22 protein-coding genes, 1 tRNA gene and 1 pseudogene are annotated in these 19,502 nt (G+C 66.8%); 18 read left to right on the forward strand and 6 right to left on the reverse strand.

Features of this window, described 5'->3' with window-relative positions; all coding sequences use genetic code 11:
• Nucleotides 1-135: 135 nt before the first annotated feature.
• Nucleotides 136-222 (reverse strand) — tRNA-Ser (locus WH5701_RS07340).
• Between the two features lie 61 nt (nt 223-283).
• On the opposite strand from WH5701_RS07340, the gene WH5701_RS07345 reads away from it, so the two are divergent.
• The 8 genes and pseudogenes from WH5701_RS07345 (at nt 284) to WH5701_RS07380 (ending at nt 7,158) form a co-directional block, all read left to right on the forward strand.
• A complete protein-coding gene (locus WH5701_RS07345) occupies nt 284-652 on the forward strand; it encodes a 2Fe-2S iron-sulfur cluster-binding protein (protein WP_006171508.1) in 369 nt (122 codons plus the stop codon).
• 32 nt (nt 653-684) lie between these two features.
• The gene (locus WH5701_RS07350; protein WP_006171509.1) at nt 685-1,560 is read left to right on the forward strand and encodes an inositol monophosphatase family protein; all 876 of its coding nucleotides are present in this window, start codon (nt 685-687) and stop codon (nt 1,558-1,560) included.
• Between the two features lie 54 nt (nt 1,561-1,614).
• Nucleotides 1,615-2,791 (forward strand): annotated as a pseudogene (locus WH5701_RS07355) (ATP phosphoribosyltransferase regulatory subunit).
• 82 nt (nt 2,792-2,873) lie between these two features.
• Nucleotides 2,874-3,098 carry a ferredoxin family protein gene (locus WH5701_RS07360; protein WP_006171512.1) on the forward strand — a complete coding sequence of 75 codons (225 nt, stop codon included), beginning with the start codon at nt 2,874-2,876 and terminating at the stop codon, nt 3,096-3,098.
• Nucleotides 3,099-3,218: 120 nt separating this feature from the next.
• Nucleotides 3,219-5,111, forward strand: coding sequence for a molecular chaperone HtpG (htpG, locus tag WH5701_RS07365; RefSeq protein WP_006171513.1), 1,893 nt, complete (start codon nt 3,219-3,221; stop codon nt 5,109-5,111).
• A gap of 179 nt (nt 5,112-5,290) precedes the next feature.
• Nucleotides 5,291-6,196, forward strand: a complete 906-nt coding sequence (locus WH5701_RS07370; protein WP_006171514.1) for a metallophosphoesterase — start codon at nt 5,291-5,293, stop codon at nt 6,194-6,196.
• Nucleotides 6,197-6,320: 124 nt separating this feature from the next.
• Entirely contained in the window at nt 6,321-6,557 is a 237-nt protein-coding gene (gene rpmB / locus WH5701_RS07375; protein ID WP_006171515.1) for a 50S ribosomal protein L28, read from the forward strand.
• 22 nt (nt 6,558-6,579) lie between these two features.
• Nucleotides 6,580-7,158, forward strand: coding sequence for a peroxiredoxin (locus WH5701_RS07380; protein WP_006171516.1), 579 nt, complete (start codon nt 6,580-6,582; stop codon nt 7,156-7,158).
• 27 nt (nt 7,159-7,185) lie between these two features.
• Here the strand turns inward: WH5701_RS07380 and csaB are convergent, their stop codons facing one another.
• Nucleotides 7,186-8,244: a polysaccharide pyruvyl transferase CsaB gene (csaB, locus tag WH5701_RS07385; protein ID WP_006171517.1), complete on the reverse strand. Its 1,059-nt coding sequence runs from the start codon at nt 8,242-8,244 to the stop codon at nt 7,186-7,188.
• Between the two features lie 140 nt (nt 8,245-8,384).
• Between csaB and WH5701_RS07390 the strand changes: the two genes are divergently transcribed.
• The gene (locus WH5701_RS07390; protein ID WP_006171518.1) at nt 8,385-8,528 is read left to right on the forward strand and encodes a chlorophyll a/b-binding protein; all 144 of its coding nucleotides are present in this window, start codon (nt 8,385-8,387) and stop codon (nt 8,526-8,528) included.
• Between the two features lie 53 nt (nt 8,529-8,581).
• Here the strand turns inward: WH5701_RS07390 and WH5701_RS07395 are convergent, their stop codons facing one another.
• A complete protein-coding gene (locus WH5701_RS07395; protein WP_006171519.1) occupies nt 8,582-9,148 on the reverse strand; it encodes a hypothetical protein in 567 nt (188 codons plus the stop codon).
• A 110-nt stretch (nt 9,149-9,258) separates the two neighbouring features.
• Between WH5701_RS07395 and WH5701_RS07400 the strand changes: the two genes are divergently transcribed.
• From WH5701_RS07400 to psaK, 3 genes are read left to right on the forward strand one after another with little or no spacing between them, the layout of a single operon-like run.
• Nucleotides 9,259-9,558 (forward strand): DUF2499 domain-containing protein, encoded by a 300-nt coding sequence (locus tag WH5701_RS07400; RefSeq protein WP_006171520.1) that lies wholly within the window; start codon nt 9,259-9,261, stop codon nt 9,556-9,558.
• Nucleotides 9,555-9,953 (forward strand): DUF3593 domain-containing protein, encoded by a 399-nt coding sequence (locus WH5701_RS07405; protein ID WP_006171521.1) that lies wholly within the window; start codon nt 9,555-9,557, stop codon nt 9,951-9,953. The genes WH5701_RS07400 and WH5701_RS07405 overlap by 4 nt, the downstream gene beginning before the upstream one ends.
• On the forward strand, nt 9,950-10,207 hold the full coding sequence (gene psaK / locus WH5701_RS07410) for a photosystem I reaction center subunit PsaK (RefSeq protein WP_006171522.1): 258 nt from the start codon (nt 9,950-9,952) through the stop codon (nt 10,205-10,207). Before WH5701_RS07405 ends, psaK begins: the two co-directional genes overlap by 4 nt.
• A gap of 139 nt (nt 10,208-10,346) precedes the next feature.
• Here the strand turns inward: psaK and dxs are convergent, their stop codons facing one another.
• Nucleotides 10,347-12,260 (reverse strand): 1-deoxy-D-xylulose-5-phosphate synthase, encoded by a 1,914-nt coding sequence (gene dxs / locus WH5701_RS07415; RefSeq protein WP_006171523.1) that lies wholly within the window; start codon nt 12,258-12,260, stop codon nt 10,347-10,349.
• Nucleotides 12,261-12,367: 107 nt separating this feature from the next.
• Here dxs and ilvA point away from each other — a divergent pair, with 107 nt between their 5' ends.
• From ilvA to WH5701_RS07430, 3 genes are read left to right on the forward strand one after another with little or no spacing between them, the layout of a single operon-like run.
• Nucleotides 12,368-13,930: a threonine ammonia-lyase, biosynthetic gene (ilvA, locus tag WH5701_RS07420; protein ID WP_037979769.1), complete on the forward strand. Its 1,563-nt coding sequence runs from the start codon at nt 12,368-12,370 to the stop codon at nt 13,928-13,930.
• 54 nt (nt 13,931-13,984) lie between these two features.
• Complete coding sequence (scpB, locus tag WH5701_RS07425) at nt 13,985-14,527, forward strand: SMC-Scp complex subunit ScpB (RefSeq protein ID WP_037979772.1); 543 nt, start codon at nt 13,985-13,987, stop codon at nt 14,525-14,527.
• Between the two features lie 31 nt (nt 14,528-14,558).
• On the forward strand, nt 14,559-14,849 hold the full coding sequence (locus tag WH5701_RS07430) for a YggT family protein (protein ID WP_006171526.1): 291 nt from the start codon (nt 14,559-14,561) through the stop codon (nt 14,847-14,849).
• 19 nt (nt 14,850-14,868) lie between these two features.
• Here the strand turns inward: WH5701_RS07430 and WH5701_RS07435 are convergent, their stop codons facing one another.
• Nucleotides 14,869-15,339 (reverse strand): hypothetical protein, encoded by a 471-nt coding sequence (locus tag WH5701_RS07435; protein WP_037980687.1) that lies wholly within the window; start codon nt 15,337-15,339, stop codon nt 14,869-14,871.
• 152 nt (nt 15,340-15,491) lie between these two features.
• A complete protein-coding gene (locus WH5701_RS07440; protein ID WP_006171528.1) occupies nt 15,492-15,821 on the reverse strand; it encodes a nucleoside triphosphate pyrophosphohydrolase family protein in 330 nt (109 codons plus the stop codon).
• A 74-nt stretch (nt 15,822-15,895) separates the two neighbouring features.
• On the opposite strand from WH5701_RS07440, the gene pyk reads away from it, so the two are divergent.
• The 3 genes from pyk (at nt 15,896) to WH5701_RS07455 (ending at nt 19,393) form a co-directional block, all read left to right on the forward strand.
• Complete coding sequence (pyk, locus tag WH5701_RS07445; RefSeq protein WP_006171530.1) at nt 15,896-17,683, forward strand: pyruvate kinase; 1,788 nt, start codon at nt 15,896-15,898, stop codon at nt 17,681-17,683.
• A 60-nt stretch (nt 17,684-17,743) separates the two neighbouring features.
• On the forward strand, nt 17,744-18,973 hold the full coding sequence (locus tag WH5701_RS07450; protein ID WP_006171532.1) for an ABC transporter permease: 1,230 nt from the start codon (nt 17,744-17,746) through the stop codon (nt 18,971-18,973).
• A 120-nt stretch (nt 18,974-19,093) separates the two neighbouring features.
• On the forward strand, nt 19,094-19,393 hold the full coding sequence (locus WH5701_RS07455) for a DUF1830 domain-containing protein (RefSeq protein ID WP_232201804.1): 300 nt from the start codon (nt 19,094-19,096) through the stop codon (nt 19,391-19,393).
• Nucleotides 19,394-19,502: the final 109 nt, after the last annotated feature.

The following is a 19,502-nucleotide window of genomic DNA, read 5'->3' on the forward strand; positions in this document are numbered from 1 at the left end:
GCTTGGAAGAGAGGACATGAATTCAGGCAAACCCTGCTGATCCATGCTTATCGGGCCTCAGCGCAATCGCGATGAATCAGAGCTGAATCAGGGCACAAAAAAGCCGGCTGCGGGAGCCGGCTCGGTGGTTGGAAGCGGAGAGGGAGGGATTCGAACCCTCGATAGAGTTGCCCCTATACAGCATTTCCAGTGCTGCGCCTTCGACCACTCGGCCACCTCTCCAGCGGCTGTTATCGGGCAGATGGCAATGTAGCAGTCAGCCCAGAGGGTCCAATTCCATCCGATGACACGACGCTTCCCGATCACGGTGCACTGGCGGCAGGAACAACGGCTGATCCGCCTGGAGGTTCCCGAAGGGGAGTACATCCTGCGCAGTTTCGAGGCCCAGGGGCAGCCACTGCCCTTCAGCTGCCGCAACGGCTGTTGCACCACCTGTGCCGTGCGCGTCATCTCCGGTGAGATCGATCAGCAGGAGGCCCTGGGACTCTCCCAGGATCTTCGCCGGCAGGGCTACGGCCTGCTCTGCGTGGCCAGGGCCACAGGCCCCCTGGAGGTGGAAACCCAGGACGAGGACGAGGTTTATGAGCTTCAGTTCGGACGCTATTTCGGCCGCGGGCGGGTGACGCCAGGCCTGCCCCTGGAGGAGGAATGATGAAGCCCGCCCCATCGACCACTCCCCAGCCCGTGCCAAGCCTCTCCGAGCAGGCCCTGCTCAATTCAGCCCTGGAGCCCTCCGAGCTTGAACGGCTGGCTGAAGTGGCCCGGGAGGCCGCCGGCGCCGGCGGCCGGGTGCTGGCCCACCACTTCGGCCAGCTGGAATCGATCCGCGAGAAGGGCCGCTCCGGGGATCTGGTCACCGAGGCCGATCTGGCGGCGGAGCAGGCGGTGCTGGCCATGCTCGAAGCCCGCACGCCGGAGCTGGGGGTGCTGGCGGAGGAGAGCGGACGCCGCAGCACCGGCTCGCAGCTGGAATGGTGCGTGGATCCCCTCGATGGCACCACCAACTACGCCCACGGCTATCCCTTCTTCGCCACCTCGATCGGCCTCACCTGGAAGGGTGCACCGTTGCTGGGGGCCATCAGCGTGCCGGCCCTCGAGGAGCTCTACTGGGCGGCCCCGGGCCTGGGGGCCTGGTGCAACGACCGGCCGCTGCGGGTGAGTGGCTGCAACGACCTGGCCGCTTCGCTCCTGGTCACGGGCTTCGCCTACGACCGCCAGAGCCAGCCCGACACCAACTACAGCGAGTTCTGCTGGTTCACCCATCGCAGCCGCGGCGTGCGTCGCGGCGGTGCGGCGGCGGTGGATCTGGCCTTCGTGGCCGCCGGCCGGCTTGATGGCTACTGGGAGAGGGGCCTCTCCCCCTGGGATCTGGCCGCGGGTGTGGTGCTGGTTGAGCAGGCGGGCGGTGTGGTCAGCCGCTACGACGGCAGTCCAGCCGCCCTGGCCGAGGGCCGGCTGATCGCCTGCACGCCGGGCCTGCAGGCGGCCCTGATCGATGGTCTCGGCCACTGCCGCCCCCTGCCCGGCCACCTGTTCGGGGCTCCGGAGCTCGAGTCCTAGCCCCAACCGCTCCATAGGATCCAGCGTCTCCCGTCCCCCAGCTCCTCCGTCCCCATGGCCCTGCAACCCGCCGCCGGCGCCAGGGATCTCCACCCGCGCCAGGTGGACCGCAACCGCCAGCTCTGCCAGCGGCTGGCCGCGGTCTACCGGCTGTGGGGCTACCAGGAGGTGGCGCCGCCGATGGTGGAGCGGCTCGACACCCTCGAGGCCGGTGGCGGCATCGCCGAGCGGGAGGTGGCGCGCCTCACCGCTGAGGAACCGCTGGGGCTGCGGCCCGAGCTGACCGCCTCGATCGCGAGGGCCGCCTGCACCCGCCTGGCCGATCGGCCCCGTCCGCTGCGGCTGTGGGCGGAGGGCAGCATTTTTCGCACCTTCACCGGGGACAGCGGCGGCCAGCGCCTGAGCGAGCGGCTCCAGAGCGGCGTTGAGCTGCTGGGGGTGAGCTCCGCGGCGGCGGACGCCGAGCTGATGGCCCTGCTGCTGGCCTGCAGCGAAACCCTTGGCCTGCAGGCCAGCCATCAAACCCAGGCTGCTGGTGGGCCACCACGGCGTGCTCTCCGCCCTGCTCGACGACCTGCCCGCCGCCCATCGCTCCAGCGCGCGCCAGGCTCTCTCGGGCTTCGATCCTTTGGCGATCGCCCGCCTGCCCTTGTCCCAGGTCCAGATCGATCGGCTGCAGGAGCTGATGCGCCTGCGCGGGGAACCGGCGGCGGTGCTCACCGAGCTGCGCCGTCATCTCGGTGAGAGCCCCCTGATCGATGAACTGGCGGGTTCTCTGGAGATCGTGGCGCCGACAGCCGCCCGGCTGGGCATCGGCCTGCAGCTGGATCCCAGTTTCCAGCCCCATTTCGATCTCTACGACGGGATCGTGCTCAAGCTGGTCTGCCTGGGGGCCGAGGCGCCGGTGGAGATCGCCAGCGGCGGTCGCTACGACGCCCTGGTGGGCCGCTTCGGTGCCGAGACCACGGAGGCGGCCGGGGTTGGATTCGGCTTCTCGATCGAGGACATCCGCGATCTGCTGCTCAGACCAGGCGCCCGCGACCCGGCCAGCCGGCCGGTGCTGGTGGCCTACGGCCAGAGCTCCAGCCTGGCCGCCGCCCTGGAGGCCCTCTCTGGCCTGCACGGCCAGGGCCAGAGCGCCGAACTGCTCCCCGATGCCTGCCCCAGCCGCGACGAGGCCGAAGCGGCAGCCCAGCGCCGGGGCTGCTCGGCCCTGGAGTGGCTCCCCTGAACCCAGGCCCGTCCCACCACCATCAGGCACCTCGGCCAGGGGGGTGAATTTCTAAGATCAGGCACCGCAGGACTCCGCAGCCATGGCCCACAGCATCGTCACCGACATCTGTGAGGGCGTGGCCGATTGCGTCGATGCCTGCCCGGTGGCCTGCATCCATCCCGGCCAGGGAGCCAACAGCAAGGGCACATCCTTCTATTGGATCAATTTCGACACCTGCATCGACTGCGGCATCTGCCTGCAGGTCTGCCCCGTGAGCGGCGCGATCCTGCCGGAGGAGCGGGCCGATCTGCAGCGCTCCGCCTAGCTGTCGGCTGGCCAGCAGGACGACGCCCCGCGAGGTTCGGTGACCCCTCCCCGCAGCAGCTTGAGGCCGGTGAAGGGCCGAGCGTAAGGTCAGCTGAAGTCCTTACAAGCTGACGGAATCATGACGGTGCTGGAACAGGGTCAGATTCAGATCCACACCGAAAACATCTTCCCGATCATCAAGAAGGCCGTCTATTCCGGCCACGAAGTGTTCCTCAGGGAACTCGTCAGCAATGCGGTGGATGCCATCAGCAAGCGCCGCATGGCCGCCATGGCGGGCGACTGCAGCGAAGGACCCGAAGGGCTGGTGAGCATCAGGATCGACCGTGAGGCCAAAACCCTCACCATCAGTGACAACGGCATCGGCATGAGCGCCGATGAGGTAAAGCGCTACATCAACCAGGTGGCCTTCTCCAGTGCTGAGGACTTCCTCGAGAAATACAAGCGCGAAGACGACGCGATCATCGGCCATTTCGGCCTCGGCTTCTATTCAAGTTTCATGGTGGCCGAGCGGGTGGAGCTGATCAGCCTCAGCGCCAGCCCCGGCGCTGAAGCGGTGCGCTGGAGCTGCGATGGCTCCCCCAACTTCAGCCTGGAAACCGGCGAGCGCGCCGAGCCTGGCACCGATGTGATCCTGCACCTGCAGGAGGAGGAGCTGGAATACATCGAACCGGCCCGCATCCGCTCCCTGATCACCACCTACTGCGACTTCCTGCCGGTGGAGGTGCAGCTGGAGGGAGAAACCGTGAACAAGCGGGAGGCGCCCTGGCGCAAGAGCCCGCGGGATCTCAGCGACGACGATTACATCGCCCTTTACCGCTACCTCTACCCCTTCCAGGGTGACCCGCTGCTCTGGGTGCACCTCAACACCGACTACCCCTACACCCTGCAGGGGATCCTCTACTTCCCCCGGATCACCGGACGGGCCGACTGGGAGAAAGGCGAGATCCGCCTCTACTGCAACCAGGTGTTCGTGTCCGACTCGATCAAGGAGGTGGTGCCCCGCTACCTGCTGCCCCTGCGTGGGGTGATCGACTCCCCCGACATCCCCTTGAACGTGAGCCGCAGCGCCCTGCAGACGGATCGGCGGGTGCGCTCGATCGGCGGCTTCGTGGCCAAGAAGGTGGGAGACCGGCTCAAGGAACTGCACCGCGATGAGCCCGCCCGTTATGCCGAGATCTGGGAGGGCATTGCCCCCTTCATCAAGATCGGCGCGATGGAAGACGAGAAGTTCGCCGATCAGGTGGCCGAGCTGATCCTGTTCGGCACCACCGCAGCGGCGGCCGAGCCCGACCCTGTCGCCGTTGGTGAGAAGGCTTACACCACCCTCAGTGGCTACCGCAGTCGCCTCGAGAGTTCGGAGAATCAGCGCATCCTCTATTGCACCGATGAAGCCGCCCAGGCCGGGCCGCTGGCCCTCTGGCAGGGGCAGGGGGCTGAGGTGCTCCTGGCCGACACCCTGATCGATGCCCAGTTCATCCCCTGGCTTGAAGACCGCCACGGGGAGCTGAAATTCCAGCGGGTGGACGCGGAACTCGACGCCAGCATCCAGGAACAGGAGAGCAGCCTGAGTGATGCCGACGGCAGCGACAGCTCCGAGAAGTTGCGGGAGCTGTTCAAGGGCGCCCTGGCCAACGAGAAGGTGACCATTCAGGTCCAGGCGCTCAAGGGGGAGACCACCCCGGCGGCCCTGATCCTGCTGCCGGAGCAGATGCGCCGCCTCAACGATATCGGCGCTCTGATGGAGCAACGCCTGCCCGGACTGCCCGACCACCATGTGCTGGTGGTCAACCGCCGTCACCCCTTGGTGGCGGGCCTGCAGAAACTCTCCAGTGGCGCCGTGCTCACGGGTGTGGGCACCAGCTCCCCCAGCCAGCAGCTGGCCCAGGAGCTCAGTTGCCACATCTATGAACTGGCCCGCCTGGCGGTGGGGGGCCTGGAGCCGAACCAGCTGGCCGGTTTCCAGCAGCGCAGCGCCGACCTGATGGGCCGGCTGATGGAGCGGGGCCTCTGAGGCCCCGGTGCAAACCGCCCTGGACCTGTGCCCTGAAGTGTTGGCTCAAGAGGTTCAAGTCATCACCCGGGTTTCATTTCATCGCTCCCCATCCGCGGCTGAATCAGGAAGGCCCTGGTCGGTGAGGTTTTGGGTGGTTTCGGCCGATAGCGTGAGCCTCCTCTCCCCCATCTGAGCCCATGGACACCAGGCGTCTCGGCCGCCGCGAGCTGTTGGGACTACTGCTGGGCGGAGCTCTGGCGGGCACGCTGCTGCTGGAGCGTCAGAGCCCTGGCCAGGCCGCCACGCCGGCGAAACCTGAAGCAGCCCGCCTGCACTGGCTGGCCGTGGCCGACACCGGCGGCGGCAACGAGCCCCAGCGGGCTGTGGGCAGGGCCATGGCGGCCGTCCATCGCGCCCGGCCGGTGGATCTGGTGGTGCTCGCTGGCGACAACATCTATCCCAAGGGCGACATCAGCCAGGTGAAGGAGAAATTCACCATCCCCTACAAGGCGCTGCTCACAGCCGGCGTGCCCTTCCATGCCGTGCTGGGCAACCACGACATCCGCACGGCCAATGGCGATCCCCAGATCGCCTATCGCCCCTTCGGGATGAAGGGACGCTGGTACACCCTGGCCAGGGGGCCGGTGGAGTTCTTCATGCTCGACTCCAACGTCAACGCCGACTGGGGTCGCCAGCTGCCCTGGCTGAAACGGGCCCTCGCCGCCAGCCAAGCCCCCTGGAAGGTGGTAGTGGCTCACCATCCGATCCAGTCCTCCGGGCACTACGGCAATAACGAAGCAGCCAGGGCTCGATTGGCCCCATTGTTTCGACAATTCGGGGTGCAGCTCTACATCAACGGTCATGAGCACAACTACGAGCGCAGCAAGCCGATCAATGGCACCACTTACCTGGTGGTGGGCGGTGGCGGCGCCTATCTGCGCCCGGTGACCCCCGGGCCCAACAGCGCCCGAGCCATCAGCGCCCACAGCTTCGCCGAGCTCACGGCCAGCAACAAGCAGTTGCTGATCCAAGCCTGGGATTCCAAAGGCCAATCCATCGATCGAGCAGCCATCAACCCCGCTGGCCAGCTGATCAAGCCCTGAGCGCTGCTGCTGCTGCCCAGCCTTGCTGATTCCGCTTTGGCAGGTCCACCCCTTTGTTAAGGTAGCTCCTTGGCGCCATCCAGGTCCCTGGTTGCTGCCCGTCCACTGAGTATCGGTTGCCTTCATGTCCCGGGTTTGTCAGCTCACCGGCAAGCGCGCCAACAACGGCATGGCGGTCAGCCATTCCCACGTGCGCACCAAGAAACTCCAGCAGGTGAACCTGCAGGAACGGCGTCTCTGGTGGGCTGAAGGCAACCGCTGGGTGAAGCTGCGCGTCGCCACCCGCACCCTGCGCACCATCCAGAAAAAAGGCCTCGACGCCTACGCTCGCGAACTGGGCGTCAATCTGGCCAAACTCTGAGTCGTCTCAGAGCTCCGTCGTTGTGAATCGCCGCCAACTCCTGGAAGGAGCGCTCGTTCACGCCACCGCCGCTCTGGTGATTCCCGGATTGACCGCACCTCTCCTGGCCTGGCCCGGTAAGGCTCAGGCCATGGGGGGTGTTTTGCCTGCTCTCGATCAACCTGCCCCAGACTTTCGTCTGCCGGGGTTCGGCCCCGGCCTTGATGCCTCCGGCAACCTCGGGCTCAACGACTTCCAAGGCCGTTGGCTGGCGCTCTACTTCTATCCGAAAGATTTCACCGGCGGCTGCACCCTGGAGGCCAGGGGATTTCAGCAAGACCTCGAGCAGTTTCATCAATATGGCGCCGAGGTGGTGGGCATCAGCGCGGATGATGTGGCCGAGCATGCCTCCTTCTGCGACAGCGAGGGGCTGGTGTTTCCCCTGCTCTCCGATCCAGGCGGAGCGGTGAGCCAGAGCTATGGATCCTGGATTGCTCCGTTCTCCCAGCGGCACACCTTTCTGATCGACCCCAACGGGGTGCTGCGGGCCCGCTGGGTGGCGGTGCGCCCCCTGGGTCACAGCCGCGAAGTGCTCGAGGAGCTCAAGCGCCTGCAGGCCTGAGTGAGTGCTGATAAGGCCTGAGGGAGCTCAGTGGCCCAGCCAGCGGCTCAGCAGCTCACGATGAACGCGGCTGTCATGGCGCAGCCCCTCCACCACCAGCGGCTGGGGGGGCTTCTCCAACTGCTCAAGCCACTCCTGCTGGAGGGCGCGGGCGTCTTGCAGCTGCTCCAGATCACGGCAGGGGCAGGCCAGCGCCTGGGCGGCAGCTCTCACCTTCGGGTCGTAGCTGAGGGCCACCAGGGGGGCACCGGCCAGGGCCGCCACGATCACCCCGTGCAGCCGCATCGAGAGCACCAGGGAGGCGCCGCTGAAGATCTCCATCGCCTCCTCGGGAGTGGCCACAAGCTCTTCGTGGCTGCGCTGGGCCAGCCGCCGGGGGACCAGGCCCTGGCGATCCAGCGAAGCGAGCAAACCCCGGTCCTGATCCCGGTGAAACGGCAGCCAGATCACCTCTCGATTCGCCGCGGCCGCCACGGCATCGAGGGCCTCCAGCAGGGGCCTCCAGCGCTCGCCCTCCAGCAGGGGTGTGGGCCGCCAACACAGCACCAGGGGGCCTCCTGGCCCATGCCAGCGCCTGGTCGCCAACGACCAGACCGGATCACTGCCGAGCTGGCCGGGCCGTCCCCAGGCAGCCGCCAGCCCTGCCGAGTCCGGATCGCGCCAGCTGCTGGCCTGCACCAGGTTCAGAAGTCTCCGCACCAGCAGGCGGCTGCGGCGACGGTGCAGGGGTCCCAGTCCCTGGCCCCAGAGCAGCACAGGCTTGCCCTGCAGGCGTGCCGAGATGATCAACGCGGCGTAATAAAGGAGGCTGCGGAAGCTGGTGGCGTCCTGGAGCAAACTGCCGCCGCCCAGCACAAGGGCATCACAACGGTCGAGAGCACGGCGCACCGCCTTGAAATCGCGCCGCGGACAGGTGCGCACCCCCAGGCGCTGCTGCACTTCCCCCTGATCGAAGGCCGTGACCACGGGATCACAGCCCTCGGGCAACTGGGCCAGCAGGGCGCTGAGCAGGGCATCGTCGCCCAGGTTGTGCTCGCCGTAGTAGCCGCACAGCAGCGGTTGAACACCCTTCTGCCTTGGCCCCACCGAACACCGATGCGATCTGCAGGGAGGCTACGGGAGCAGAGACGACTCGCCAAAGATCCCAGGGCCCTGCGGCCAGCTCCAGGACCATGGACAGAGCGGTTACCTCCTGTTACAATCATCGCAACACTGCTTCACATGCAATGTCCAGCTCCGACTCCCGCTTCGGTTTCGTCTCCTTCGCTGAAACCTGGAATGGCCGTCTGGCCATGCTCGGCTTCGTGATCGGCCTGGCCACCGAACTGCTCACCGGCCAGGGCATCCTCGGCCAGATCGGCCTCGGCTGAACCCGATTGATCAGCATCACCTCAACCCCGTCCGAGATCCGGACGGGGTTTTTTCATGGCTGACCAGAGCCACCACCGCTGGCCTTGAACACCAGGCAAAGCACCGACTCACGGCTCGCCCCCATCACGCCCTGGCGAACCCAGCTGCAGGCCAGATGCGAAGCCGATGGTTTGCTGTAGGCGATGCGTCTGTGCTGCGGCGACCTCCACCACTCCAGGGCGACCCGCTCCGAGGTCCAGTAGCCAGGGAAGGCAGGGCAGGCCAGCACCTCCCCCAGCAAGTGCCAGCCAGCAGGCAGCAGCAGGCGCTCAAACGGCGACGGGATGCCGGACCCACCCCCATGGGAACAACCACCGGCCGCCTCCATGGCACGGCGCTGCTCAACGGCATAGGCCTCCACCTCCCGTTGGATCTCAGCAGGCACACGGAGATAGCTGGAGCCCACGAGGGTCCGCCGACGACGGCTGACAGCCTCAATCGTTTCTTGGGCAGCCGCCTGGGCGGAGGTGCTGACGACAGCCGCTTCGGCTGACACAGGCATCAACCCAGAGGCCAGCGCCAGCACCGCTGAGAAGCCATGCAGACGATTGAGCCTGAGGCAGTGGTGATTCGGCTCCATGGCTCAAGCCCATCGAATCCGATGATGCCCCCTCTGGCACCAAGCGGCACCGACTCTCCACCTGAGCCCTGGGTTCCGTACATTGCTGGTCCACGTGGGTGCCGGGCGCCATGCATGCCCTTTCACTGCCCACCTGGTGGATCCATGTGGCCTCGGTCCTGGAGTGGATCCTGGCCATGGCGGCCGTGATCCACTGGGGTGAGCGCCGCGGCGAAACCGAGTGGCGCTGGCTCGCCCTGGCCATGCTGCCGGCCCTGGTGAGCGCCATGGCGGCCTGCACCTGGCATTTGTTCGACAATGCCCTGGACCTTCAGGGTCTGGTGGTGTTCCAGGCCGGCACCACCTTGCTCGGCAACGTGGCCCTGGCGGCGGCAGCCTGGACGCTCCTGCCAAAAGGGAGCCGGTCATGACGGTCGTTGGCCTTGGAGCCCTGGCGGCGGTTGATCCCGGCCCCCTGTTCGTGCTGTCGCTGCTGCCCTATCTGGCCTTCCTGCGCTGGGCCTCAGCCAGCAAGCGTTTCCCGCCCCTGGCCCTGCGGGGTTTCCAGTTCACCCTGGTGTTCGTGGCGGTCACCATCGCCGCCGCGGTGTTGGCGGAGCAGCGGTTCGGCCGGAAACTGGCCGATGTGGACCCCCTGCATGGGGGAGCGGAGTCCTTCCTGACCGTGGCCAACCTGCTGGTGCTCTGGGGCTTCAGCACCAGCGGCCAGAGCCCACCCGGCCAGAGCAGTGAACAAGTCTTAAGCGCCGGTGAACAGCCAGCTGTTCCCCCGCAGGATGGGGCGTCAGTTTTTGATCGACCATGATCGCTCCTCTTCTCGCCATGGCGCCCGCCTCGCTGACCTGGTCGCCGAAGGTGGCTTTGGTGATGATCGTGTGCAACGTGATCGCCATTGGCATCGGCAAGGCCACCATCAAGTACCCCTCCGAGGGTGCCCAGCTGCCTAACTCCCAGTTCTTCGGTGGCCTGAGCCATGCTTCCCTGCTGGCCACCACCAGCCTGGGTCACATCTTCGGTATCGGTGCCATCCAGGGTCTGGCCTCCCGCGGCGTGCTCTGAAGCCAAGCCTGAGGCTCAGGCCTGACATTCACAGGCCTGAGCCGACCATCAACCAGCAACCAGGCATCAACAAAAGGCGGGCTGCACACCCGCCTTTTCTGCTGAGCCTCTGAGCGCCTGCTTCGGCCGGTGCCGAGGATCAGACCGCCAGAGGCTGGCGTTGGATCCCCAGCAGGGCAAAGCGCTGCAGGATGCGGTCGGCCATCTGGGGCGGAGTGAGCCCGAGAGCTTTCTTGCTCTCATCCGGGCTGGCGTGGTCCACCAGCTGATCGGGGATGCCGATGCGGAACACGGGCACCATCACCTCGTGGTCGTTGAGCGATTCCACCACCGCCGCGCCGAACCCACCGGGCAGAGCACCTTCCTCCATCGTCACCACCCGGCCGATGCGGCGTGCCAGGGGCAGGATCAGGCTTTCATCAAGGGGGCGCAGGAAGCGGGCATTCACCACCGCGGCCCTGATGCCCTGCTCCTGCAGCAGGCCAGCCGTGGCCATGGCCGGCGCCACCATGGCTCCATAGGCCACGATCAGCAGATCATCGCCATCGGCCAGCTGCTCACCGTGGCCGATCTCCAGAGGCTCCCAACCCTCCTCCATCAAGGGCACCCCTTCGCCTTCGCCGCGGGGGAAACGGATGGCGCAGGGCCCGTTGTGGCCGATCGAGGTGACCAGCATCCGCTGGAGCTCCGCCTCGTCCTTGGGCGCCATCACCGTGAAATTGGGCACGGCCCGCAGATAGCTGATGTCGTACTGGCCCTGGTGGGTGGGACCATCAGCGCCCACGATCCCGGCGCGGTCGAGCACGAAGGTCACCGGCAGCTTCTGGATGCCCACGTCGTGGATCAGCTGGTCGAAGGCGCGCTGCAGGAAGGTGCTGTAGATCGCCACCACCGGTTTGAGACCAGCCGTGGCCATGCCCGCGGCCATGGTGACGGCGTGCTGCTCGGCGATGCCCACATCGAAGTACTGCTTGGGCAGGGCCTTCTCGAGCAGATCGAGGCCGGTGCCGGTGGCCATGGCCGCCGTGATTCCCACCACGGTGGGGTCGTGTTCACAGATTCGGACCAGGGTCTGACCGAAGACCTTGCTGTAGCTGGGGGGTTTCGGCTTGCTGGAGGGGAAGGCCTTGCCGGTCTTGAGGTCAAAGGCCGACTGGGCGTGGTAAGCGACCTGATCGGCCTCGGCGTAGGGATAGCCCTTGCCCTTGGTGGTGGCCACATGCACCAGCACCGGACCTTCGCAGCGGTGGGCGGCGCTGAACGTGCGCACCATTTCAGCGATGTCGTGGCCGTCGATCGGACCCATGTAGGTGAAGCCCAGCTCCTCGAAGACGGCCCCCACCTTGGGCACGGCCAGCCGGCGCATGCTCTCCTTGAGCCGCTCCAGCTCGGGCGGCAGCTCCCCGTGCATGAAGGGCAGGTGCTTGAAGGCCTCCTCGGCGCTGCCGGAGAGGAACTGCAGCGGTGGGCTCAGCCGCATGCGGTTGAGATAGGTGGAGAGGGCTCCCACCGGCGGTGAGATCGACATGTCGTTGTCGTTCAGCACCACCAGCAACGGGGTCCTGGGCAGGTGCCCGGCGTGGTTGATCGCCTCGAGCGCCATGCCACCGGTGAGGGCGCCATCGCCGATCACCGCCACGCACTTGAACTCCTCGCCGCGACGGTCGCGGGCCAGGGCCATGCCCAGGGCCGCCGAAATGCTGGTGGAGGCGTGACCCGCCCCGAAGTGGTCGAAGCGGCACTCGCTCCGCTTGAGGTAACCGGCCACCCCACCCTGCTGACGCAGGGTGTGGAACTGGTGGTAACGCCCCGTGATCAACTTGTGGGGGTAGGCCTGGTGGCCCACATCCCAGACCACTCGGTCCGTCTCCAGGTCGAGGGTCTGGTAGAGGGCCAGGGTGAGTTCGACCACGCCCAACCCAGGGCCGAGGTGACCTCCGCTGGTGGACACCACCTCCAGATGCTTCTCACGAATCTGACGAGCTATGGCTTCAAGCTCGCCGATGCTGAGGCCATGCAGCTGGTTGGGATGGCTCAGCTCGCTGAGATGCATACCCTGATCAGTTCTGAGAATTCAATCTAGGTCCTGCCTTCGGGGGAATGGGGTCAACGGTCACCTTTCCTGAAGCCGACCGCTCGCCTGCCCGGCACACTGGAGCCATGGACGACACACTGCAGCGCATCCTGCGGGCGCGGGTCTACGACGTGGCGATCGAGTCGCCGCTCGAAGAGGCCCCCAACCTGTCGCGGCGGCTCGGCAACACCGTGCTGCTCAAGCGCGAAGACCTCCAGCCGGTGTTCTCCTTCAAGCTCCGCGGGGCCTACAACCGCATGGCCCAGCTCACGCCGGCTGAACTGAAGCGTGGGGTGATCGCCGCCAGCGCCGGCAACCACGCCCAGGGGGTGGCCCTGGCGGCCGAGAGGCTGGGCTGCCACGCGGTGATCGTGATGCCGCTCACCACACCCGCGATGAAGGTGCGGGCCGTGGCCGCCCGCGGTGCCGAGGTGATCCTGCACGGAGACACCTACGACGAGGCCTGCCAGCAGGCAAGGGTGCTGGAACAGGAGCGGGGCCTCACCTTCATCCATCCCTTCGACGATCCGGAGGTGATCGCCGGCCAGGGCACCGTGGGCCTCGAGATCCTGCGCCAGTGCTCAGCTCCCCCCGATGCCATCTATGTGGCGGTGGGTGGCGGTGGGCTGATCGCCGGCATCGCCGCCTTCATCAAGAACGTCTGGCCCCAGGTGGAGGTGATCGGTGTCGAGCCGGTGGATGCCGATGCCATGACCCGCTCCCTGGCGGCAGGTCGGCGGGTGAGCCTCGAGCAGGTGGGTCTGTTCGCCGATGGGGTGGCCGTGCACGAGGTGGGCGTGCACACCTTCGCCCTGGCCCAGCGCTACGTGGATGCCATGGTCACCGTGGACACCGATGAAATCTGCGCCGCGATCAAGGACGTCTTCGAGGACACCCGCTCGATCCTCGAGCCGGCCGGTGCTCTGGCGGTGGCCGGCATGAAGGCCGACGTGCAGCGCCGAGGGCTGAAACAGCGCACCCTGGTGGCCGTGGCCTGCGGCGCCAACATGAATTTCGATCGCCTGCGCTTCGTGGCCGAGCGGGCCGAGCTGGGGGAGGAGCGCGAAGCGATGCTGGCGGTGGAGATCCCCGAGCGCCCGGGCAGCCTGCGCCAGCTCTGCGAGCTGCTGGGCTCCCGCAGCCTGACCGAATTCAGCTATCGGATGGCGGACCACCGCCTGGCCCACATTTTCCTGGGGGTGCAGATCGACGGGCACCAAGACACCGAAGCGCTGATCAGCCAGCTGGGCGCCGGCGGCTTCCCCTGCCTCGACCTCAGCAGCAACGAGCTGGCCAAGCTGCACCTGCGCCACATGGTGGGTGGACGACTGCCCGAAGCGGCCTGCCACGCCGGTGCGGCGACGCCGCGGGAACTGCTCTACCGCTTCGAGTTCCCCGAGCGGCCGGGCGCGCTGATGGCTTTCGTCAACGCCCTGCACCCCAACTGGTCGATCAGCATCTTTCACTACCGCAACCAGGGGGCCGACGTCGGCCGCATCGTGGTGGGGGTGCAGGTGGAGGAGCAGGATTCCGGCGCCTGGGAGCTCTTTCTCTCAGGCCTCGGCTACCGCCACTGGGACGAGACCCAGAACCCAGCCTACCGGCTGTTCCTCGGCCCGGCCAGCCAGCCTGTGCCGGCGCTGGCCTGAGCCTGCCCCGATCAGCTGCGGTACGGTGCGCCCAACGATGGGCCGGCTGCGAGCATGTCCAGCGCTTCTTTATCTTTGCCGGCCCGGCTTGAGGCCATCCTCTACCTCAAGGGCCGCCCCCTCAGCCTGGGAGAGCTGGCCGAGATCGCCTCGATCGGCCTGAGTGAGCCGATCGAGCGCGACGCCGTGGAGCTGGCCCTGATCACCCTGATGGCCGATTACGCCCACCGGGACACGGCCCTGGAAATCCGCCAGGACGGGCAGCGCTTCAGCCTGCAGCTGCGCGACAGCCACGCCGATCTGGTGCAGACCCTGCTGCCGGTGGACCTCTCCACCGCCACCCTGCGCACCCTGGCCACCGTGGCCCTCAAGCGGCGGATCCTGCAGTCGGATCTGGTGGAGCTGCGTGGATCGGGCGCCTACGACCACATCAAAGAACTGCTGGCCCAGGACTTCATCGAGCGGCGCCGCCAGAGCGACGGCCGCTCCTTCTGGATCAGCCTCAGCGACAAGTTCCACCGAACCTTCGCCGTCACCCAGGTGACGGAGGCTGCCCCCGCCTCAGCTGACAGGGCGAAGGGCAACACAGCTGCATAGAGTCGGAGTTGAGTTGCTTCAGGCTTTGCCCATGACGATCCTGAGCCAGATCCTGGCTGTGCTGGCGCAGACCCTCAGCATCTACAGCCTGGTGCTGCTGGTGCGGGTGCTGCTGAGCTGGTTCCCCAACCTCGACTGGAGCAACCCTGTCCTGAGCACGGTGAGCTCGATCACCGATCCCTACCTCAATGCCTTTCGCGGTCTGATTCCCCCCCTGGGTGGTCTGGACCTCTCGGCGATCATCGCCTTCATCACCCTCAGCCTGGTTCAGGGGCTGCTGGGCAACCTCAGCGGATCCCTGATGGGAGGCTTCGGATATTGAAGGGCTGATCTGAGGCCGCTCAGAGGGGATCGAGCAGGGCTTGCTCCAGCGGCAGCAGCTCGTCGTCGATCCCGGCCCGCACCCGCACCGGGGCGTTGAACCCCCTGGCCTTGGCATGGCTGACCCGCAGGGGCCCAGGCGTGCCGACCGGCACCGCCAGTCGCAGGGCAAAGCTCGACTCTCCAGGGGGCACGTCACCGATCGAGCCCACCCGGGTGCGGTTCTGCAGCACCGGCTCTCCGCTGCGGTCACTGATCACAGCGAACAGATCCGTGTCGATCACCGGCTGGGAGCGGGGATTGGACACCGTGCCGCGCAGGGCGTAGCAACTGGCCCCGCTCGGGCGCTTCAGCTCCGGCTGAGAGCCCGGATCAGCCGCCGGGCAGGGCTCCAGGCTGATGTCCGTCACGGCCAGATCCAGGGCCCAGACCGGTGCTGCGGGGGCCAGCAGCAACAGCAGGGCCAGCAGCAGGGCCAGGCCTTTAGGCAGGCCCCCCGAGGGGGGAGCAACCTGGGTGAACGGGGATCTGGGCTTCAAACGATTCTCCGGGTGGTTCGGGCTGCTGAGGGCTGGCTCGGGTGGGCTCTTCTGGACCCAGTCTGGCGAGCCGCGTGCGGGTCTCAACAGCAGCAGCAGCACCCCTAGCGGTGATCGCCGCTGCCCCCGAGCGTCTGTCGCCGTGCCCGTCCCGCCAGTTTGGCCAGATTGGCCTGGGCAACGTCGTCGAGCTTCAGCCCCAGTTCACTGGCCAGCTGCGAGACGTACCAGAGCACGTCGCCGAGTTCGAGGGCCAGATCCTCCACCAGCTGTGGCTCGAACACCCCGCCGCGGTCGCGCAGCACCTTCTTGACCTTGTCCGCCACCTCACCGGCTTCACCACAGAGTCCGAGGGTCGGATAGATGGGATTGGCACCCACGTCCGGGTAGCGGGCCGTGGTACGGGCCTGGTGCTGGTAGTCGTTCAGATCCATGGGTTCAGCACCAACGGCGGCAGGACAGGGGCGGGACCGGATGGTAGTTTCCGCCTGAACCTTCGGCTTTTCCGATGGCGCAGCCCGATCTGTCGCGTCGCACCAAAATCGTGGCAACGATCGGTCCAGCCACGGAGTCCCCCCAGCGACTGCGGGACCTGATCCAGGCAGGGGCTACCACGTTCCGTCTCAATTTTTCCCACGGGGACCACTCCGAACATGCCGCCCGGATCGCCACGATCCGTCAGGTGGCCCACGAGCTGGGGATCCATGTGGGCATCCTTCAGGATCTCCAGGGTCCGAAGATCCGTCTCGGCCGCTTCGAGGGCGGTCCGATCACCCTCGCCAACGGCGACCCCTTTGCCCTCACCTCCCGGCCGGTGAGCTGCAACCAGTCGATCGCCACGATCACCTACGACCGTCTGGCCGATGAGGTGACCGCCGGCAGCCGCATTCTTCTCGACGACGGCCGGGTCGAGATGGTGGTCAAGTCGGTGGACATCCCCGAGCAGACCCTGCACTGCACCGTGGTCGTGGGTGGGGTGCTCTCCAACAACAAGGGGGTGAACTTCCCCGACGTGCAGCTCTCGATCCGTGCGCTCACCACCAAGGACCGCGAGGACCTCAGCTTCGGCCTCCAGCAGGAGGTCGACTGGGTGGCCCTGAGCTTTGTGCGCAACCCCTCCGACATGCAGGAGATCCGCGAGCTGATCAGCAGCCAGGGGTACAGCACCCCGGTGATCGCCAAGATCGAGAAGTTCGAGGCAATCGATCAGATCGACGCCATCCTTCCCCTCTGCGATGGCGTGATGGTGGCCCGGGGCGACCTGGGGGTGGAGATGCCGGCCGAGGAGGTACCGCTGCTGCAGAAGGAGCTGATCCGCAAGGCCAACACCCTGGGCATCCCGATCATCACGGCCACCCAGATGCTCGACAGCATGGCCAGCTGCCCGCGCCCCACCCGGGCCGAGGTGAGCGATGTGGCCAACGCCATCCTCGATGGCACCGACGCGGTGATGCTCTCCAACGAAACCGCCGTGGGTGACTACCCGGTGGAGGCGGTCGAAACGATGGCTCGCATCGCCCGCCGCATCGAGCGCGACTACCCCCGCCGGGTCGTGGACAGCCACATGGCCTCCACCATCCCCAACGCCATCAGCCAGGCGGTCAGCACGATTGCCCGTCAGCTTCAGGCTGCGGCGATCCTTCCCCTCACCAAGAGCGGGGCCACGGCGCGCAACGTCAGCAAGTTCCGCCCCTCCACCACGATCCTGGCCATCACCAGCGAGGTGAAGGTGGCCCGCCAGTTGCAGCTGGTCTGGGGGGTGAACCCCCTGCTGATCGGCCATCAGGCCTCCACCACCAGCACCTTCACCCTGGCCATGGGCGTGGCCCAGGAGAGGGGACTGCTCAAGGAGGGCGATCTGGTCGTTCAGACCGCCGGGACCCTCTCGGGAGTGAGCGGCTCCACCGATCTGGTCAAGGTGGGCATTGTCTCCGCCGTGCTGGGCCGGGGCCTGGGCATCGGCAACGGCTCGGTCAGCGGCCGGGTGCGGGTGGCCACCACCGCCGAGGAGGCGGCGCGGCTGGAGAGCGGCGAGATCCTGGTGGTGCGCGATACCAATGCCGGTTACCTCGATGCCATCCGCAAGGCCCGAGGGGTGATCGCCGAGGAGCACGGCTGCGACAGCCATGCCGCCGTGATTGCCCAGCGGCTGGGGGTGCCGGTGATCGTGGGGGTGGCCAACGCCACTTCGGATCTGCGCCTGGGTGAATTCGTGACCCTGGAGGTGCGTGAGGGGGTGGTGCACCGCGGCGCCCGCAACCACACCCAGGCCGATCGCAGCGAAACCATCCTCTGAGTGAAGCGCCGGCGGCGGCAGCCGCTGGCCATGATGCGGCACTGAACGCTGCTGGCGGCCATGGCCTCGAAACTGCCCCTGGCGGAAACCGTCGGGATGGCTCTCAACACCCTCAAGGCCAACCGGCTGCGCAGCCTGCTGACCATGCTGGGGATCGTGATCGGCAATGCCTCGGTGATCACCCTGGTGGGGGTAGGCAAGGGGGCCCAGAACCTGGCGGAAGGCCAGCTCAACACCCTTGGGGCCAACGTGCTCTTCGTGGTGCCCGGCAACAACGACACCCGCCGCCAGGGGATCGAAAATCCACGCACCCTGGTACTGGAGGACGCCGAGGCGATCGCCGAGCAGGTGCCGAGTGTGCGCCGGGTCGCCCCCCAGATCACGATCAACGAGGTGGTTCAGTCGGGCGGGAACAGCTCCAACGCCTCGGTATCGGGCATCACGCCGGAGTTTCTGCCGGTGCGGCGCTTTGAGATCGCCCAGGGGCGATTCTTCAGCGACGACGACATCAAGGGGGCCCGCAACGTGGCCGTGATCGGCCCGGATCTCAAGCAGAAGCTGCTCCCCTCGGGCTCAGCCATCGGCCAGTCCCTGCGCATCCGCGATCAGTCCTTCGAGGTGATCGGCGTGACGGCTGCCAAGGGCGCCGCCTTCGGCACCAACCAGGACGAAGCCGCCTACATCCCGCTCTCGACGATGGTGAGCAAGCTGAGCGGCCGTGACCCCACCTACGGGGTGGTGCTCACCTTCATCAGCGCTGAGGCCCGCGACGAGGCCAGCACCAGTGCTGCCAAGTTCCAGATCACCAACCTGCTACGCCAGCGCCACCGCATCCTCAGAGAAGACGATTTCGCCGTGCGCTCCCAGCAGGACGCCCTTTCGATCGTGGGCACGATCACCGGAGGACTGACCTTGATGCTGGGCGCGATCGGCGGCGTCTCGCTGCTGGTGGGCGGCATCGGCATCATGAACATCATGCTGGTGTCGGTGAGTGAGCGCACCCAGGAGATCGGGTTGCGCAAGGCGGTGGGGGCCCGCAGCGGCGATGTGCTGCTGCAGTTCCTGGTGGAATCCCTGGTGCTGGCCAGCCTCGGCGGCCTGATCGGCAGCGCCGTGGGCCTGGGCACGGTGGCGGCGGTGAGCCGCTTCACCCCCCTACCGGCCTCGATCGACAGCGGCAGTGTGCTCTTCACGGTGGGCCTCTCGGGTTCGATCGGCCTGTTCTTCGGGGTGGTGCCGGCTCGCCGGGCCTCCCGGCTGGATCCGATCGTGGCCCTGCGCAGCCTCTGAGACCCGGGACCAGGAGTCCTGCAACGCCAGACCGCCCACCTCCTACATATCAAGAAAACCTTAAGAAAGCCGAACGGTGCTGACCGTGACCAAAGCCAAGGATGGATGGTGGCTTGATGGTTGAATCCCGATGAAACTCCTCCTTTGGCCCTGCTCTCCTGCGGCTATCGCAATTCCAGCGACCGTATGGTGATCCTGCGCTCGTGCGGGCCTGGCGAGTTCTACTTGGAGAGGGTCATTTTCCCCTTTGAGCTGCTCAGTTTCCAGGCTCCCAAGGGGGCAGAGCTGGAAATCTGGACCCATGGCCTGGGGGGGCCTGAACTGCTGGAAACTCTCCCAAGCGCCGAGCTGCTGATCGAACCCCCCGATCCCGATGGTGTCGAGGCCAGCGACGATCCAGCCTGGCTGACGATCCGCTGAAGCTCTGTCACCAGAGCGCACGGCTCGGGGCAACCATGACAAGCTGAAATCAGTGGCACAGCGGCCGGAGACTCTCGGCCGCGGGTTGCGCGCTTTACACTTGTTAAAA

This window comes from Synechococcus sp. WH 5701, from assembly GCF_000153045.1.
In the GTDB taxonomy this organism is placed as follows: domain Bacteria; phylum Cyanobacteriota; class Cyanobacteriia; order PCC-6307; family Cyanobiaceae; genus Regnicoccus_A; species Regnicoccus_A antarcticus.

Coding starts and splice junctions, on each gene's coding strand:
- WH5701_RS07345 (WP_006171508.1), top strand. CDS start 284: ATGACACGACGCTTCCCGATCACGGTGCACTGGCGGCAGGAACAACGG.
- WH5701_RS07360 (WP_006171512.1), top strand. CDS start 2,874: ATGGCCCACAGCATCGTCACCGACATCTGTGAGGGCGTGGCCGATTGC.
- htpG (WP_006171513.1), top strand. CDS start 3,219: ATGACGGTGCTGGAACAGGGTCAGATTCAGATCCACACCGAAAACATC.
- WH5701_RS07370 (WP_006171514.1), top strand. CDS start 5,291: ATGGACACCAGGCGTCTCGGCCGCCGCGAGCTGTTGGGACTACTGCTG.
- rpmB (WP_006171515.1), top strand. CDS start 6,321: ATGTCCCGGGTTTGTCAGCTCACCGGCAAGCGCGCCAACAACGGCATG.
- WH5701_RS07390 (WP_006171518.1), top strand. CDS start 8,385: ATGTCCAGCTCCGACTCCCGCTTCGGTTTCGTCTCCTTCGCTGAAACC.
- WH5701_RS07395 (WP_006171519.1), bottom strand. CDS start 9,148: ATGGAGCCGAATCACCACTGCCTCAGGCTCAATCGTCTGCATGGCTTC.
- WH5701_RS07400 (WP_006171520.1), top strand. CDS start 9,259: ATGCATGCCCTTTCACTGCCCACCTGGTGGATCCATGTGGCCTCGGTC.
- WH5701_RS07405 (WP_006171521.1), top strand. CDS start 9,555: ATGACGGTCGTTGGCCTTGGAGCCCTGGCGGCGGTTGATCCCGGCCCC.
- psaK (WP_006171522.1), top strand. CDS start 9,950: ATGATCGCTCCTCTTCTCGCCATGGCGCCCGCCTCGCTGACCTGGTCG.
- dxs (WP_006171523.1), bottom strand. CDS start 12,260: ATGCATCTCAGCGAGCTGAGCCATCCCAACCAGCTGCATGGCCTCAGC.
- ilvA (WP_037979769.1), top strand. CDS start 12,368: ATGGACGACACACTGCAGCGCATCCTGCGGGCGCGGGTCTACGACGTG.
- scpB (WP_037979772.1), top strand. CDS start 13,985: ATGTCCAGCGCTTCTTTATCTTTGCCGGCCCGGCTTGAGGCCATCCTC.
- WH5701_RS07430 (WP_006171526.1), top strand. CDS start 14,559: ATGACGATCCTGAGCCAGATCCTGGCTGTGCTGGCGCAGACCCTCAGC.
- WH5701_RS07440 (WP_006171528.1), bottom strand. CDS start 15,821: ATGGATCTGAACGACTACCAGCACCAGGCCCGTACCACGGCCCGCTAC.
- pyk (WP_006171530.1), top strand. CDS start 15,896: ATGGCGCAGCCCGATCTGTCGCGTCGCACCAAAATCGTGGCAACGATC.
- WH5701_RS07450 (WP_006171532.1), top strand. CDS start 17,744: ATGGCCTCGAAACTGCCCCTGGCGGAAACCGTCGGGATGGCTCTCAAC.